The 16,552-nt window shown below is 41.9% G+C and carries 14 protein-coding genes; 3 read left to right on the top strand and 11 right to left on the bottom strand.

Annotated features, from left to right (window positions below):
* Positions 1–238: 238 nt before the first annotated feature.
* The 3 genes from glyQ to fabI form a co-directional block, all read right to left on the bottom strand.
* Entirely contained in the window at positions 239–1,114 is an 876-nt protein-coding gene (gene glyQ, locus IM462_RS01695; protein WP_004162850.1) for a glycine--tRNA ligase subunit alpha, read from the bottom strand.
* A 157-nt stretch (positions 1,115–1,271) separates the two neighbouring features.
* Entirely contained in the window at positions 1,272–2,195 is a 924-nt protein-coding gene (locus IM462_RS01690) for a serine/threonine protein kinase (protein ID WP_287701350.1), read from the bottom strand.
* Positions 2,196–2,488: 293 nt separating this feature from the next.
* On the bottom strand, positions 2,489–3,265 hold the full coding sequence (gene fabI / locus IM462_RS01685; protein ID WP_002740281.1) for an enoyl-ACP reductase FabI: 777 nt from the start codon (positions 3,263–3,265) through the stop codon (positions 2,489–2,491).
* 214 nt (positions 3,266–3,479) lie between these two features.
* On the opposite strand from fabI, the gene ntcA reads away from it, so the two are divergent.
* Both ntcA and IM462_RS01675 read left to right on the top strand, forming a co-directional pair.
* Positions 3,480–4,157 carry a global nitrogen regulator NtcA gene (ntcA, locus tag IM462_RS01680; RefSeq protein WP_002793163.1) on the top strand — a complete coding sequence of 226 codons (678 nt, stop codon included), beginning with the start codon at positions 3,480–3,482 and terminating at the stop codon, positions 4,155–4,157.
* A 7-nt stretch (positions 4,158–4,164) separates the two neighbouring features.
* Positions 4,165–5,652: a DUF3084 domain-containing protein gene (locus tag IM462_RS01675; protein ID WP_287701348.1), complete on the top strand. Its 1,488-nt coding sequence runs from the start codon at positions 4,165–4,167 to the stop codon at positions 5,650–5,652.
* Between the two features lie 13 nt (positions 5,653–5,665).
* Here IM462_RS01675 and IM462_RS01670 read toward each other — a convergent pair whose 3' ends face one another.
* The 5 genes from IM462_RS01670 to ccsB all read right to left on the bottom strand — a co-directional run bounded on the left by IM462_RS01670 (position 5,666) and on the right by ccsB (position 11,273).
* Entirely contained in the window at positions 5,666–6,250 is a 585-nt protein-coding gene (locus tag IM462_RS01670; RefSeq protein WP_287701346.1) for a Uma2 family endonuclease, read from the bottom strand.
* A 46-nt stretch (positions 6,251–6,296) separates the two neighbouring features.
* The gene (locus IM462_RS01665; protein ID WP_104398036.1) at positions 6,297–7,541 is read right to left on the bottom strand and encodes an ATP-binding protein; all 1,245 of its coding nucleotides are present in this window, start codon (positions 7,539–7,541) and stop codon (positions 6,297–6,299) included.
* A gap of 241 nt (positions 7,542–7,782) precedes the next feature.
* Entirely contained in the window at positions 7,783–9,105 is a 1,323-nt protein-coding gene (locus IM462_RS01660) for a serine/threonine protein kinase (protein WP_287701343.1), read from the bottom strand.
* Positions 9,106–9,160: 55 nt separating this feature from the next.
* The gene (locus IM462_RS01655) at positions 9,161–10,054 is read right to left on the bottom strand and encodes an aspartoacylase (RefSeq protein ID WP_287701341.1); all 894 of its coding nucleotides are present in this window, start codon (positions 10,052–10,054) and stop codon (positions 9,161–9,163) included.
* A gap of 232 nt (positions 10,055–10,286) precedes the next feature.
* Positions 10,287–11,273: a c-type cytochrome biogenesis protein CcsB gene (gene ccsB, locus IM462_RS01650; protein WP_287701339.1), complete on the bottom strand. Its 987-nt coding sequence runs from the start codon at positions 11,271–11,273 to the stop codon at positions 10,287–10,289.
* Positions 11,274–11,405: 132 nt separating this feature from the next.
* Here ccsB and ftsH point away from each other — a divergent pair, with 132 nt between their 5' ends.
* The gene (gene ftsH / locus IM462_RS01645; RefSeq protein WP_287701337.1) at positions 11,406–13,370 is read left to right on the top strand and encodes an ATP-dependent zinc metalloprotease FtsH; all 1,965 of its coding nucleotides are present in this window, start codon (positions 11,406–11,408) and stop codon (positions 13,368–13,370) included.
* A gap of 168 nt (positions 13,371–13,538) precedes the next feature.
* Here ftsH and IM462_RS01640 read toward each other — a convergent pair whose 3' ends face one another.
* The 3 genes from IM462_RS01640 to IM462_RS01630 form a co-directional block, all read right to left on the bottom strand.
* Complete coding sequence (locus IM462_RS01640; protein WP_287701336.1) at positions 13,539–15,455, bottom strand: hypothetical protein; 1,917 nt, start codon at positions 15,453–15,455, stop codon at positions 13,539–13,541.
* Positions 15,424–15,777 carry a hypothetical protein gene (locus IM462_RS01635; protein WP_287701334.1) on the bottom strand — a complete coding sequence of 118 codons (354 nt, stop codon included), beginning with the start codon at positions 15,775–15,777 and terminating at the stop codon, positions 15,424–15,426. The genes IM462_RS01640 and IM462_RS01635 overlap by 32 nt, the downstream gene beginning before the upstream one ends.
* 214 nt (positions 15,778–15,991) lie before the next feature.
* Positions 15,992–16,543 (bottom strand): thioredoxin family protein, encoded by a 552-nt coding sequence (locus IM462_RS01630; RefSeq protein WP_287701332.1) that lies wholly within the window; start codon positions 16,541–16,543, stop codon positions 15,992–15,994.
* Positions 16,544–16,552: the final 9 nt, after the last annotated feature.

The raw sequence follows: 16,552 nt of genomic DNA, 5'->3' as shown, positions 1-16,552 counted from the left end.
TGGCTAGATATAGTGTCATCTATTATATACAGTTATAACTGGGTTAGATTCCCGAAATATTGCCTCTGTTTGCAAAACTTAATATATTAGTTCTTGGACTTATGAGGTTTAAAGTTGCTGGTTTGAGGTTGGGGAGATTTTATCAGTGAACAGTAAACAGTGAACTGAAAACTCGCATTTGATAACTGGTAACTGATTACTGATTACTGAAAATGATGACGGCTAGAATAACTGATTGCTAAACCGTTTGTAGGGGAAAACCTAAAGCTTCTCGTTGCTGTAAATACAATTGAGCAACCTGTCGAGCTAAATTGCGAATTCTGCCGATATAACGGGTTCTTTCAGCTACAGCAATCACACCTCTAGCATCGAGTAAATTAAAAGTATGGGAACATTTGAGAACATAATCTAGACTGGGAATCACCAGAGAACGATCGATTAATTGTTTAGCTTCCTGTTCGTATAAACTGAATAAACTAAATAATAACTCAGGATTAGAAGCCTCAAAATTGTAGGTACATTGTTCGATTTCATTTTGTAGAAAAATATCACCGTAGAGGATATTTTCATTCCATTGAATTTTATTAATTGCCTCTACATCTTGCAGATACATGGCCAATCTTTCTAAACCATAGGTAATTTCGATTGCCACGGGACGACAATCGATGCCCCCACACTGTTGAAAGTAGGTAAACTGGGTGATTTCCATACCATCTAACCACACTTCCCAACCCACACCCCAAGCACCGAGGGTGGGAGATTCCCAGTTATCTTCCACGAAGCGAATATCGTGATCTTCCGGGTTAATTCCTAACACCCGCAGGGAGTCTAAATAGATTTCCTGAATATTATCGGGAGAGGGTTTAATTAGGACTTGATATTGATAGTAATGCTGAAAACGATTGGGATTTTCGCCATAACGGCCATCCGTAGGACGACGACAGGGTTCCACATAGGCAACGGCCCAAGGTTCCGGTCCAATTGCCCTTAAAAAAGTGTGGGGACTCATGGTTCCTGCACCTTTTTCGGTATCATAGGGTTGAGCAACTAAACAACCGCGATCAGCCCAAAATTCATTTAATTTAGCGATAACAGCCTGGAAAGTTAAAGACATGGGAAAAAGTAAAAAAGCGGATTAGGGGTTGGGGAAGTGGGGTGTAGGGTGTGGGGTGTAGGGTGTAGGGTGTGGGGTGTGGGGAGATGGGGGGTTGGGGAGAAAAAAGCTGCCGACTGTCTCCTGTCTCCTGTATCCTGTCTCCTGACGGTTAAAGTCATTGACTTACTTTTAACTGTAAGCGAAAGTGGACGGGGGTAGAAGACTGGGGGAGAACAACTAATTCATAAAATCCCTCTTCGGATAATTGACCGGACCATTGCCGATCGCTAGACTTATCTAAAAGGGTAATATTACCCGTGGGAGAGTAGAAAGATAGTAAAACTTGGCCTTCCGCCTCTAAATTTAAGTTTAACCGATCACTGGAACGCAATTTTATTGCATAGGCTTTTCCTTGTCCCTGGCTGAGAATTGCCTCGATAACTTCCTCTGCCCCCGCGTCTAAACTTTCGATCGCTTGGTAAGATAGGCCAGACTGTAAAGATTGTAACTGATTCCAGGCCAAGCCACTCCACAGTTGCCCTAGGCTTGTATCAAAACTTGGTCTTTCTGTCAATTCGGGAAATAGCTGAAAAAAAAGAGTATCAGTGAGTAAATTGAGGACTCTACCGCTTAAGCGTAACTGATTTACTTGTTCTCGCCATTTTTGTCGCTGTTGCTCGTTGTAACTACCTAATGCTTCTCTAGTGCCAAAATCGAGACGTTCTAAGCGATCGAGTATTTCTGCTGCTAGAATATCTCTTTGTTCCTGTTTCTGTTTTTCCTCTTTGATCTCCCCATAGCGGAGGCTAAACAATTCATTGACGAGATTTTTAAAAAACTGACCATCAATTCCCAACTCTAGACGGCGCTTTCTTATCTCGGCTTTCCGTTGCCATGCCCGATCCGTGGCAGAATTAAAATTATTTTCCTCCGTGGCAAAAACTGGTTTAACGGTTTCGGGTTGATTGCTGTGTTTAACCCACTGTTTTCCGATTAACCAGCCTATTGCCGCCGATAATAGCATCAAGAGGCAAAAAATAGCGATTCTGCCAGAACAGCCGAGAAAAACGGGCGATTTATTCCGAGAATTGGCGGCCATTGTCTTCTTAGACGATTTAGGGTTTTGGTCTGTAAAGATGAGATTAACACAAATAATAGGCTAAGACGCATTTTAATCGCCTATCCTGAGATTCGCCGAATCTTCCCCAATCCCTTCACCAATGCAAAAATGAAAAGCATCATTGAGAAATTGTTTGAAAATAGGGAATAAATTGTTAAAAAATTAAACGAACCTTCAGACCGATCACAATTAACCCCAAAGCAGTCAAAAATCCCCCTTCAGAACCCCGTGACACTAATAACTAATAACTAATAACTAATAACTGAATAAAACTACATTCCCATAATTTCGTAACCGGAATCTACATAAATAATCTGACCGGTAATACCACTAGAAAGATCACTGGCTAAAAAAGCGGCCGTATTTCCCACCTCAATTTGTGTCACCGTGCGATGTAAAGGGGCGATTTCTTCCACATGATGGATCATATCAAGAATTCCCCCCACGGCCGAAGATGCTAAGGTGCGAATTGGACCGGCAGAAATACCATTAACTCGTATCTTTTGGCCACCTAATTCCGCGGCTAAATAGCGAACACTCATTTCTAAACCGGCCTTTGCCACCCCCATTAAATTATAGTTAGGAATTACCTTGACACCACCGAGATAGGTAAGAGTAATAATACTTCCCCCTTCCGTCATTAAAGGTTTAGCCGATCGAGCTAGACGGGTTAGGGAAAAAGTGCTAATATCTAGGGATTTAGTGAAAGCTTCCCGAGGGATGGCGGTAAAATCGCCCGTTAAACCCTCTTTATCGGCAAAAGCGAGACAGTGAATCAAAATATCCAGTTTGCCCCATTTTTCCGCCACTGTAGCGAAAGTATCTTCTACCTGTTGGTCATTTTGGACATCGCAGGGGACATAAAAAGCGGGATTAAGTTCATCGGCCAATTCTCGCACTTTTTTCTCAAAACGGCCCTTTTCGTCGGGGAGATAGGTGACACCGATATTCGCACCAGCTTGATGGAGTTGTTGGGCAATTCCCCAAGCGATCGAGCGATTATTGGCAATTCCCGTCACTAGGGCGTTTTTTCCCGTTAAATCTAACATAGTTCTCGTTTCTCTTACAAAAATCTCCCCAATAGCCGACCCCAGCGAGATTCGGTATAATAGGGATACAGATAACGGGGCAGCAATGATCACCCCTCCCCCATTGTCTGGCAAAAAGCGCCCAAAACTTTTCCCAGTTTAGGGAGCGGTTGTGTTTAATAGAGGTGACACTCGTTGGATAATAAAAACAATTTTCCCCTTTTTTGGATGTGAGATGGACTTATCATTAATACAAGATAAACCCCTAGCAGATGTGTTCCGTCGAATCGGCAGCGGCAATTTCCCCCCGGTGGTGGAGTTGTTCGAGCGTGGCAAAACGATCTTTTTCCCGGGAGATCCCGCCGAAAGAGTCTATTTTTTGCTGAAAGGAGCCGTTAAGTTGTCGCGAGTCTATGAAGCGGGAGAGGAAATTACCGTGGCTCTACTGCGGGAAAATAGCGTCTTTGGTGTGCTATCCTTACTCACTGGTCAGCGATCGGATCGTTTTTATCATGCTGTGGCTTTTACTCCGGTAGAATTACTCTCGGCCCCGATCGATCAGGTAGAAAGGTCCCTCCGCAATAATCCCGATTTATCAATGTTGATGTTGCAGGGGTTGTCCTCGCGGATTCTGCAAACGGAAATGATGATCGAAACTTTGGCTCACCGGGATATGGGTTCACGTTTGGTCAGTTTTTTATTGATTCTCTGTCGTGATTTTGGGGTTCCCACCACCGATGGCATCCGGGTGGATCTAAAATTGTCTCACCAAGCGATCGCAGAGGCGATCGGTTCTACCCGCGTCACTGTCACCCGTTTATTGGGGGAGCTGCGGGATCAAGAAATGGTCTCAATTTACAAGAAGAAAATTACCGTCCATAATCCCGTCGCTCTCAGTCAACAATTTACTTAAATTCTGGATGACTAGCGCTTATATTTTGGTTTTGGCCATCGTGGTTTTAGGTGGTCTGATAGCGGTGATTGGCGATCGCATAGGTAGCCGTATCGGTAAGAAAAGGATGCGTTTATTTAATCTGCGTCCGAAACAAACCGCAACTTTGATGACGATTGTAACGGGAATTTTGATCGCCGGTTCCACTTTAATTGTCTTGTTTGCTTCTAGTAAATCCCTGCGTCAAGGAGTTTTTGAACTGGATCGCCTGTTAAATGAACGTCGTGCCGCTATTAAGGATTTGGAAAGTCAGGTAAGAAAAACCACCGAACAAAAAAATCAGGTGGAAAAAGCGTTAAAAACGGCTAAAAGTGAACAGATAGCCGTGCAGAAACGTCTAGAGGTTCTTAACAAAAATTATCAAGCTTCTCGTCAACGTTTGCGGTTAGTTTCGGGACAGTTGGAAAAGTTTCGTAAGGAAGTGGCTAATTTAAATAATGAACGAGTTATTTTAACTAATCAAAAGGCACAGTTAATCAGTCAACGGGAGCAATTGTCCCAACAAAAATCAATTCTTTCTAGTCAGATCAATCAACTACAAACCACCGTTAAAGTTAGAGATAAAGAGTTAGCTAATCAACAAAAGTTATTAACAGCCAGACAAGCGCGACTTCAACAGTTGGAAACCCAACAAAAAACCCTACAGCTAGAAATTGATCGCCGCGATCAACGCATTGGAGAACTCGATCAATCGATTGTGGATAAAAATTTAGCTTTGGAACAGCGCGAGGGAAAATTAAAAGATTTAGAAACCCAAATGGCTTTTCTTAAGCGGGAAGTGGAAGTTTTAGAACAATACTATCAAACCTATCAAGAATTGCGGGAAAAACAAATCGCTATTTTCCGGGGACAGGTGCTATCTTTTGGAGCTTTTCGTATTGTTGATCCCCAAGCTATTGTCGCTGTTATTGATAAGTTATTGCGAGAAGCGAATATAAATGCTATCCGTGCCACCCAACCGAATCAGCCTAATTTTGACCAGCGTTTAGTTAAGATCACAAAAGCACAGGTAGAACAGTTAAGTCAACAATTACAGGACGGTAAAGAATATGTGGTGAGAATCCTTTCAGCAGGTAATTATGTCTTAGGAGAAACCGAGATTCGTGTCTTTGCTGATGTGGTTCCCAATCAAAGAGTTTTTGAGGAGAAACAGGTCATCGCTGCCGTTTCCATTGATCCCCAAAATATGACAGAAGAAGACCTACAAAAGCGTTTAGATTTACTCTTAGCTTCGGCTCAATTTCGCGCTAGAAGTGCGGGAGTTTTAGGATCAATTCAAGTGGAAGATGGTTTATTAACTACCGTAGTTAACTTTATTGGTCAAGTGAAAAAGTCGGGTAATTCTATCGAGACACTTGAGGCAGTTGCCGCTAGTAAAACTAATACTGCTGGCCCCTTAACTTTGCGTTTAGTAGCGGTAAAAGATGGTAAAATTGTTTTTAGTACGTCTTCTTAAAAGATAGCTAAAGTTAGGAGTTGAGACTAAAATCAATTCCTTCGTAAATATCGGCAAGATTTAAGCTAATTCCTAAAGAATCTAGGGATATAATTCCCCTAGCTGGGGTGTATTCTTGCAGTAACCAATTATTCTCTGATGTTTTGCTATAGGATTCTATTAGTATCTCCCCTTGACTGACGAGAAGATATTGGTTTAATTGGGGTATAGAACGATAATAACGAAATTTATCACCCCGATCATAACCGGAGGTGGAAGGGGATAAAACTTCGATAATTAGGCAGGGATTTAAAATTTCATCGTTGCGATTATCACTCAATAATGGTTCCCCGGCAATGATCATTAAATCTGGGTATAAACCGCGATTATATTGGGGTATCCATAGACGTAGATCACTAGATTGAAGACGATAATTAGTTCCTCTTAAAGCTAATTTTAGCAGGACAATAAGATTAATGAGAATACTATTATGATTGATGCTTCCCCCTGTCATCTCGATAATTTCCCCGTCGTGATATTCGTGTTTAGTTTCTGCGCTAGTTTCTAGGTTGCGATATTCTTCTAAGCTGAGAATTTCGGGAGGAGATTGAGTCAACATTTTTACAGATTAGATATTCTTTTATTTAATCATAACACAATTAATGCTACCTATTTAATTCTAATTCTCCTTGGAGAAAATCAATAAATTGTCTGGCAGTTCTTCCCGATCGCCCATTATGTTGGGTTGCCCATTGTTTGGCACGAAATTCTAGGTCTTCTAAGCTAATTTTTAATTTAGCTACACTGGCTAAATGACGCACTATTTTCAAATACTTTTCTTGATTAGCGGGTTCAAAAGTTAGGGTTAAACCAAAGCGATCACTAAAGGATAATTTTTCTTGTACTGTGTCCCAATTATGCACTTCATCCCCATCTTTTGGTTGTGGTCGATCGGCGAAAAATTCTCTGACTAAATGTCGGCGATTAGAAGTGGCATAAACTACGACATTTTTCGGTCTAGCGGTGATGCTTCCCTCTAAAACAACCTTTAAAGCTTTAAAAGCTTCATCGTCCTCTTCAAAGGATAAATCATCGACAAAGATAATAAATTTTTGGGGCAAATCTCGCAAGATTTCAATAATTAATGGTAGGTCTTTTAATTGGGATCTGGCCACTTCAATTAAGCGTAATCCTTGACTATGGTATTTTTGCAATAATCCCTTGACTAGAGAGGATTTTCCCGAACCACGACTGCCATAGAGTAGGACATTTAAAGCGGGATAACCTGCTAATAAAAACTCAGTGTTTTTAATCAAGGTTTCCTTGGGCATTTCATAACCGACTATTTCTTGAATCTGCACGGGATCGGGATGAGTAATCCCTTGTAATCGGTTTTCTTGCCACCTTAAAGCTTGATAACGGGCAAAAATTCCTGTACCACATTCGCGATAATAATCGGCTAGATCTTCGACTAATTCCGTCCAATCTAAACCGGAATGTAGAAAACTTTCTAATTTATTGTCCACTTCCCAAGCGGGGAAACTGAGAAATTTAATTCGTTCAAAAATTGTCGAATTGCTGAGGCTATAAATGCTAGAATTATAGAGAGATTGGAGGATAGATAAATCCTGTTTCACGCCATTAATTAAAGATTCGGGTAACTCCCAAACACTTTTTTTCTGTACCTGTTGACTAAAGGGATTGTCATCTAATAAAATTTGTTCGACTAGAAAATCATTCCAACTAATATTTTTAGATGCTAAAGCTTGAAACCATTGACCATAGGCTTTTAGAAAATCGGCGATATTATCCGTAGATAATAGGGTAATAAATGCCTGGCCAATAGCATTATCAAAAACCCCTTGATACAAAACTAACAAGCTGACTTTTTGGTAAATTTCAGATATCATTTTTATTCTCCACTAATAACTAACATTTCATGGCCGATTTTTTGTAATTCCTAATCCGATTTAATAATTGCCGTCCTGTATCCAAGAAAATGTAAATCAGTTATTATTCTATCAAGATAGGGTAATCTCTGCAAGATTAAGGTTAAAAAAGGGAAAATGCCTACCGACTAATTCCCAAGATTTCTTGAGATGAGGTACAAGGTTTTCGTTTTGGGGAGACGGTTGATAATACCCTGTCAGGTTACACTTCCTCTTGATGAGAAACGTTATATTTGATAAAATTTAACCAATCTTGGATTTCCTGTCCTAACCAGAGACATTCATCCTCGCGGAGATTCTGACCGATAAGATAATAATTTTTAGCCGTCCGCAGACGAATCTGATAGTTACCTTCTGTGCCATTGCTATGGAGAAAAATACCCCATAAATCTTGAGTTTTAAAAGCAAATTTTTTGTAGATAAAATTGAAGACTTTATACTTAATTAAAACTTCTTGGGGGGTAAGAATTAATTGCATCTCCCGCAAACAAATAAAACTAATCAGAGCTATAATAAAGGTAAGAATCGGGGAGATAAAGACAGTGACAGTAAGGACAATCGCCAAAGACCAGAGGGTAGGCGCATCAGAAGGTAGCTTAATTTTGGGGGGTAAATTAATCTCTAAATTATCCCTATGTTTAGCGATGCGGATGGAACTGTGGGGAGGTTTTGGTAATTTCTTAGGATCGATTAAACTTGATACTTGACGATAGGAGGGATGTTGGAGAAATTTCAGGGCTTCTCTGGCACTTTTAAACCGCTTTTCTACTGCCATATCGGTCATAGTTTCTAACCAATCGATTAAATCATCATCGATTGTCACCAGTTGGCGAAATTGAATTTTAGAGTCGCGGTGGGGCAATTCTATCGGCACAATTCCCGTCAATAAATGAATTAAAGTCATACCCAAGGCATATAAATCAGAACCCGGAACTGCTCGGCCCCAAAATTGTTCTAGGGGTGCATAACCACTCGTCCCCACCACGGTAAAAGTAACTCCTGTTACTGCACCCCTGGACTGGACTGCGCCAAAATCCACTAAATAAACGTTATTTTCCAGGTCAATAATTAAATTACTCGGTTTAATATCTCGATGTAATACTGGGGGCGATAATTCGTGCAAATAGATGAGAATTTCGAGAACTTCTTGGGCAATATTCCGAATTACCGTAGGGGTGAAACGTTGCCCCCTTTCTAAGCGATCGCTTAGAGATTCTCCCGGTATATAATCTTGTACAAGTACAAACCAAGGAGTCCCGTCACCTTGATTTTTATCGAGGGAAAAATAATCGCGATAGCGGGGAATACGGGGATGATAGAGAGAAGCTAAGACGGCTGCCTCTCGTTCAAATAATTTTAATTCTTCCCACTCCATCTGGGGACTAAAAGCGAGGAGTTTAATAATTACCGATTCTTGGGATAATACATCGATAGCTAACCAAGTTTGACGACCGATAGCGGTATTGCCTAGGCGTTGTTGCAGTTGGTAACGTTCAGCTAAAAGAGAATCAGAAGTAAAGGTCATAGTGGCTTTTCCCTTATTTAGACCGTTTTTTTGTCAGGAAAACTACTGTCTGGCACTAATTAATATCGATTTGTTTTTTGGCCGTCCAACAAAGGGCGATTCCTTTTTCTTTATAGGAAGATTCTCCAACAAAGATAGGATATAATTCAGATTCCCCACGATAGATAATTTCCTGGCCATCAAATCCTAGAAAAATCGGTTGATTGGGTTGAATTGCCTGATAATCTCGTTGGAGAATCCGAGGATGTAACATGGCTTTAATTTCACCCTGTTCATTCCTAGGATAATCGATCGAGCCTAAACGTTGGTAAACTGTTAGGGATTCGCTGAAAGTATCGAGATGGGCAGCGAGATAATTTTCCTGTTCGATGTAGTCTAGGATTTGATAGATGAGTGTTTCGGTTTGACGAAAAAGATAGGGACAGATGACACCATGGTTAACCGGACCGATTTCGAGGGTAAAAGCTAGGGGACAAATTCCTTTTAGAAAATGATTTTCTTCCTCGCTGACGGGATGATAAATTAAGCGCACATCAGGATTAATTTTAGTCAGATAGGTAAAGAGTTTTAATAGCCAAGGATGGGGGTTAGAATAAATAATCGCCAGCATCATGTTAGATGTGGTGCTGTGAATATCGATTAATAAATCAATGGATTTTTCTCGGATTTGCTGATATATATCTTTCGCTATTAGTTGCTCATGTTGCTGATAATTAGGATTGGCTAAATCTGCTCGGTTAAAACAACGATTTAAATCCGTATCGACATATCTAACCCGTTGCTTTAGGGCTAAGGGATTGGCGATGAGAGTGTGGGATTGAAAACTGCTGCGGGCCAGGAGATTAGCTGAGTTTTGCAGGTATTTAACCAAATAAGCGGGAGTTAGTTCATTGCCATGCACACCGGCAATTAAAGCCAGATTTTTAATAGTAGTTTTCTGCTCGATCATTTTTTATAATTTTTGAAAAGTTGTAATTATTTATGGTTTACTGAAAAAGTTTCTTGGTGGGGTTAGGAGACAGTTATCAGTTATCAGTTATCAGTTATCAGTTATCAGTTCACTGAGAAAACTCCCCACACCCCACACCCCAATTCATAATTCATAATTCATAATTCATAATTTATAATTCCTACACCCTCTTTCAAGTCAGGAGGGGCAGGTTTGCCCCCCTATAACTGATTTAGAAAAACCAACCGTAGGAATGAAGACCTTTACCTAAAAGATTCACCCCTAAATAACATACCCAAACCACAACAAAACCACTCGCCGCTAGAATAGCCGGTTTTCTTCCCTGCCATCCCCGGGTAATGCGGGCATGGAGATAAGCGGCAAACACTAACCAAGTGATTAGCGCCCAAGTTTCTTTCGGATCCCAACTCCAATAGGAACCCCAAGCTTCATTCGCCCAAACTGCCCCGGCGATGATACCGATAGTGAGAAGGGGAAAACCGAGACCGATGACCCGATAACTGATATTATCGAGGGTTTCCGCCAAGCTAAGACGTTGGGGCGAAAGAGTCGCCATCGCTGTTAAGGTGGGAGTTAAAAGGGCGGTTGTGCCACTGTTAGCCGTTTCCATGAAAACTGGCGCGGAAAGAGTGGTAGATAACTTATTTTGGAGACGATAGCCCCCCGTACCCACGGAACTGCCTTTTAACTCAATATTTTGACCTCTAGTGACGATCAGAAAAGCGATCGCCATCAGGGAACCCACCATCAAAGCAGCATAACTTAACATCATGACGCTAACGTGCATCATCAACCAATTCGATTTTAAAGCCGGAACCAAGGGCGCCGAAGTTTGCATTTCTCCTGGTAAGGACAAAGTGGCAAAAGCAGTAATCCCCATGGCTACAGGAGTCGTCACCACCCCCACCAGGCGACTGCGGCTAGTGTACTCAGCAATTAAATGAACCGCAGTTACACCCCAAGCGAGAAAGAATAAAGATTCGTAAAGATTGCTAATGGGGAAATAACCCGCTTCTAACCAGCGCGCCCCCAATAAAGCGGCGATACAGAGGTTAGCGATGGCCACTCCCGTGCTGCCCAGGCTGGGCAACAAAGGTATGCTAGGAAAGGCTGCCCCGGCCCAATAAACCAGCATGGTTAAAAACAGGACTAAAAAAGAAGTGTTATCGAGAAAGTTCTCTAAGCTAACTAAATTCATGGGATTTCTCTCGTTTGTCGCTCGCTCGCTACCAAGTATTCCATCCTCTATCCTATCCCATCGGTAAGGCGATCGAGACAGGGAATTGTTAGTATAAACTTTGCATTTTCACTCTCACCTGCCCTAAAAATTATGGCTAATCAAGAAGATAATCAATTTTCCTGGTCGCGTTTGCCTCTGTTAGGCAAAATCCTGATCATTTGTTCTGGTGTTGCCGCTTTAGGCTATTTTCTTATCCCTCGTCCCTCAGAATTATCCAATATTCCCCTCGAACCCTACAGCGAATTTATCAATAAAGTGGAACGGGGCGACATCAGTAGGGTCAGAATTGGCAATCAAGTTATCTATTATCAATTAAAAAATCCTTTAGAATCCCTGCCTATTCCGGGTAATCCCCGCGTTAATCCCCCAGAATCAAGTAATCCCCTTCACGGTGATTCTAGTTCTCTGGCGGGCAAACCGAGCAGTAATCCAGCCCCCGGACGAGTCTTGTCCACGATTCCAGTCGATAACCCCCAATTACCCCAACTATTACAGCAAAAAGGCGTAATCTTCGAGGCGATTCCCGTGGCCGAAAACAGTTGGATCAGCACTCTCCTCGCTTGGGTGGTTCCTCCCTTAATTTTAGTCGCCGCTATGCAGTTTCTGTTCTATCGCAACGATGACACGCGTAAATCGCTGCTTTTTAACAAAAATCTCGCTAAAGTTTACGGAGACGGCGAAAAATATCCGATTACCTTCAGTGATGTGGCCGGGGCTGAGGAAGCAAAAACCGAGTTAAAGGAAATCGTCGAATTTCTCAAGGATGCCGAGCGCTTTAATAAAATCGGGGCGCGTATTCCTAAAGGTGTTCTCTTAGTCGGACCGCCGGGGACGGGAAAAACCCTCTTAGCAAAAGCGGTCGCAGGAGAAGCGGGAGTGACTTTTTTTAGCATTTCGGCCTCGGAATTTGTGGAATTATTTGTCGGCACTGGGGCGGCCCGGGTGCGGGATCTATTTGCCCAAGCGAAGAAAAATGCCCCTAGCATCATTTTTATTGATGAATTGGACGCAATCGGTAAATCGAGAAGTTCGGGATCGGGAACTAGCGGCAGTAATGATGAGCGAGAGCAGACTTTAAACCAACTTTTGACAGAAATGGACGGTTTTAGCCCCAAAGAAGCCGTTGTCATCGTTTTAGCCGCCACCAATCGCCCAGAGACTCTTGATGCCGCTTTATTGCGTCCGGGGCGCTTTGATCGCCAAGTTCTGGTGGATCGTCCCGATTTAGCGGGACGATTGGCAATTTTGCAAATATACGCCCAACGAGTCCAGATGGGTGAAGATGTTAATCTCAAAGCGATCGCCACCCAAACCCCCGGTTTTGCCGGTGCCGATTTAGCCAACCTCGTCAATGAGGCCGCTCTTTTGGCTGCCCGTAATAATCGGGAAAAAGTCAGTCAAATTGATTTTAAAGAGGCGATAGAAAGAGTTATCGCTGGCTTAGAAAAGAAAAGTCGGGTTTTATCGGAAAAAGAAAAGAAAATCGTCGCTTATCACGAGGTTGGCCATGCTTTAGTCGGTGCTGTAATGCCGGGAGGTGGTCGGGTGGAGAAAATTTCCATCGTTCCCCGGGGTTTATCCGCTTTGGGTTATACCCTGAAAATTCCCACGGAAGACCGTTTTTTGATGACAGAAACCGAATTTAAGGAACAAATTACTATGTTATTGGGCGGTCGGGCAGCCGAAGAATTAATCTTTGGCAGTGTGACTAATGGCGCTTCCGATGATTTACAAAGGGCGACGGATATTGCTGAAAGAATGGTGACAATGTATGGTATGAGTAAATCCCTGGGACCCCTAGCCTACGATAAAACAGGACAGGCTAATTTTTTAGGTAATAATCAGGGTAGTCCCCGCCGTTCGATCGGGGAAAATACGGCCAAAGCGATCGATGAAGAAGTTAAACAAATTATCGACGCTAGTTACCAAAAAGCCCTAGCAATTCTTAGTCACAACCGCAATTTATTAGAGTCGATTACTGCTAATCTTTTGACCACGGAAGTAATCGAAGGAGAAGAATTGCAAGAATTCTTAAATCAAGCGCAAATGGTCTGATCAATCCCCATAAATAGGGTCTGCCGAAAAAGTTTTTCGTGGGGACAGGGTGTGGGGTGTGGGGTGTGGGGAGAACAAAGCTGCCTTTTGCCTTTTGCCTTTTGCCTTTTGCCTTTTGCCTCTCCTCATAACTAGGGTCTGCTGAATAAATAGTCGAGAATATCTAACTTAAGGAGAAGACAGAATCAAAGCATTAGAAAATTGATATTTCCCTGCTTTGACGGTTAATTTGCCCTTTTTCCATCCCAAAGAAACGGGAGAGTTATCTCGACTTAAACTGTTATAAAGGGCGAAATTTTTTGACCAATCGTGCTTTTGACCGTTACGAATTAACATCGGCAGTAGATTGATTTGATTATAGGTAAATTGTAAACTCTGCCCTTGACTGCCTTTAAATAAAACCCTGCCTTGCTTAATTTGAGTTAAATTTACTTGACTTTTTTGCTTAAATATGCTCTTGAAATTCTCATAACTACCCTGGGTTGCCGCTTCCCCCACTTCCAGAGCAAAACCCGCATAATTGTTACCTGTGGGTAAAGCTTGGTAGGTATTATCATCGGGATAAGGGGAATTAGGAATCTCGATCCTTTCAGGAGAAGAAAGATTTATTAATCTTAGGGCTAACCAAGTTTTTTCTAATTGAATAAACCAGATATTATCATCTTTTTCTACCTTGGCGGTTTTCGGTAATTGCCAGAAAAAAGCTTGATCTGCCGGTCGTAACCAGATTAAAAGATTGCGATATTGTCCGATTTCATCCCCGGGATTTTTGCCCGGTTTTACGCCATTGTTGCCAGTGTTAGCCACAAAAAAATCCACCCCTTTGTGTTGATTAAAGGCCATTAATTTAAACGGGGCTACATCACCATCGGGGAAAGTTCCCGCCAGACTACCCATTTGATAACTAGCCCCGATAAATTGAGTTTCCCAATAACCCGGACTTTGATTATTGCCCGGTTTCCAGTTTTCATATAGGGGTTTACTGGCGAGAATTTCTACCGGTTTATTAAAGTTTTTTCGGGCTAATTCCATCACTGCTAAAGGAGGACGATAACGACTGGTAATTAGATAAAGAGAGTCCAATTCCGGGCGATTATTGGCGACAGGAGTATCACCAAAGTATAACCAAAAAGCGCGGCCTGCGTGTGATCGCATTACGCCGTGGCCATCACCATAATCACGTTTTACAGGGCCACCCCAACCACCGCGATAATATTTAACACTAGCGGCCATGGATAACCAATCTAAGGCCATTTTTGCCCATTGTTTAACTTCCGTATCTTGAGCGAAATCGTAGAGATTAAGATAGGAAGCAAAGGTGTGACCGTGATAAACTTCTGAATCCCATTCTCCCATACCGATGTTATATAAAGCTGAAACATAGCGCTTAATTTTACTTTTATACAGTTGACGAGTTGCCTCATTTCCTGTTTCTTCGGCCATCAGATAAACCGATGTTTCGCGCATTGCTCGTAGGTTATCAGTATTGCGACTATCTACCCATAAACCCCGTCTTTTCATACTCCAATCATTACCCGTTCCTTGGCCAGTACCATGGATAGGATGGGGCTGTTGTAAAGGGTCGGTTTCTGTCCAAATTTTTGCCGCATTATACATTCTCTGACGATAAACTGGATCTAGATACTTTCCGAGAAGAAAATATTTTCTAATTTGTCCTTTCAGGGTAAAACAAAAATAATAATCTATATAATCAGTGTGGGCCTGTTCCCGTTTTTGTGGGTCATCCTGCTGCAGGAAATCTAGGGCTTTTTGCCGGTTTCCTGCCAAGAAATCAAACATGGCCATAGGATAGGATTTTTTCTCGTTTTCTCCCCACAAATTGCCATAACTTTCCCGATTAGCAAAATAGTTAATAGCCTGCTTGGCCCTTTGTTGAAATTCTGCCTCTAATTGCGGTGTCCAATCGTTAAGATATTGGGTTTGAACTTCGGCAACAGGAAAAGAAGCGATCGAGTTTTGAGAACCCGAATAGAGGGAGTTAAAGCCAATAGTAAATAGGGCAATTATTCCCGCTAAAATTAGGTATTTAATTCTAGATCCAATCGTCATCTTCGGCAAATTCATCGATGTTTTCTTGATTTTCTGGGGACTGAGTTTGATTCTCTTTATCCAATTGTAAAGGAACTGGTTCAGGAGCGATAATTTCCGGTAATAATTCTTCGGGTTTTTGACCATCTACCTCCACGACAATCATTTCTGTGACAGGAAACCAAAGTAGGCGGCCTTGATCGTCACAAACCGTCACCGTTCGAGGTTTATCCGGAGCCTCCGTTGCAAAGAAATCTCCTAACATTTTGGTGGGCAAAATACTCTTACTTTCACCCCCACTAACTCCTAGAAATATATATTCGTTACCCGTGGTCAAATGTTGAACAATAATCGCCATAGTTAAAATAATTCAGTCAATGAAATGTAAGTAGTCGTGTAAAATAAATTTCCTAGAAAAGATAGGCAAAAGGCAAGAGGTGGTTAGATATGTGTAATTAATTTTGCTTAGGTACTTACCTATTGATAGTTAACTCTTGAATTATAGCTTTCAGCCATAAGCTTTCCACTGATAACTGATAACTGATAACTGATAACTGATAACTGATTACTGATTACTGCTTAACTTGACTGCCGTGACTGCGGGGATCGGTTTGACTAGCACCCGCAAGGACATTAAAATCAGAAGTCTGTCCCGTAGTGGTGGCATAGGGTAGGGTAGAATTAGTTAAAAGTGCCTCTAGATTAGCAGTTAAAATTGATTTTGGTTGTTCTCCGATCGCTTGGGCAACCGGTTGTCCTTGGTTATTTAAAAAGACAAAATGGGGAATCCCATCCACACGATAACGGAGAATTTCCGGCAACCATTTATTATTATCAACGTTGAGCATAACAAAATTAATGGCATTACCGTATTGTTTTTTAATTTCGGCAATTTCAGCGGCCATCGCCTGACAACTGGTACACCAATTAGCATAAAATTCTGTCAGGGTGGGTTTACCATTGCTGAGGGCAAGATCGAAAGGTGTCGCTTTTTCCGCTTGCGCTTCCAAAGATACAGAACTAGCGGTGGTTTGAAACCCGAAGAAAATCGCTACACTAAGGATAACTGCCGTCACTGCCAGCAGCAGATTTCTGATTTTATTGGTGGGTGTGGTGGCTGTCATGGATAGTCT

This window comes from Microcystis sp. M144S2, from assembly GCF_020246065.1.
GTDB lineage: Bacteria > Cyanobacteriota > Cyanobacteriia > Cyanobacteriales > Microcystaceae > Microcystis > Microcystis ichthyoblabe_A.
Note: the sequence above shows the minus strand (reverse complement) of the source record. Positions and strands in the feature narration are given on the sequence as shown.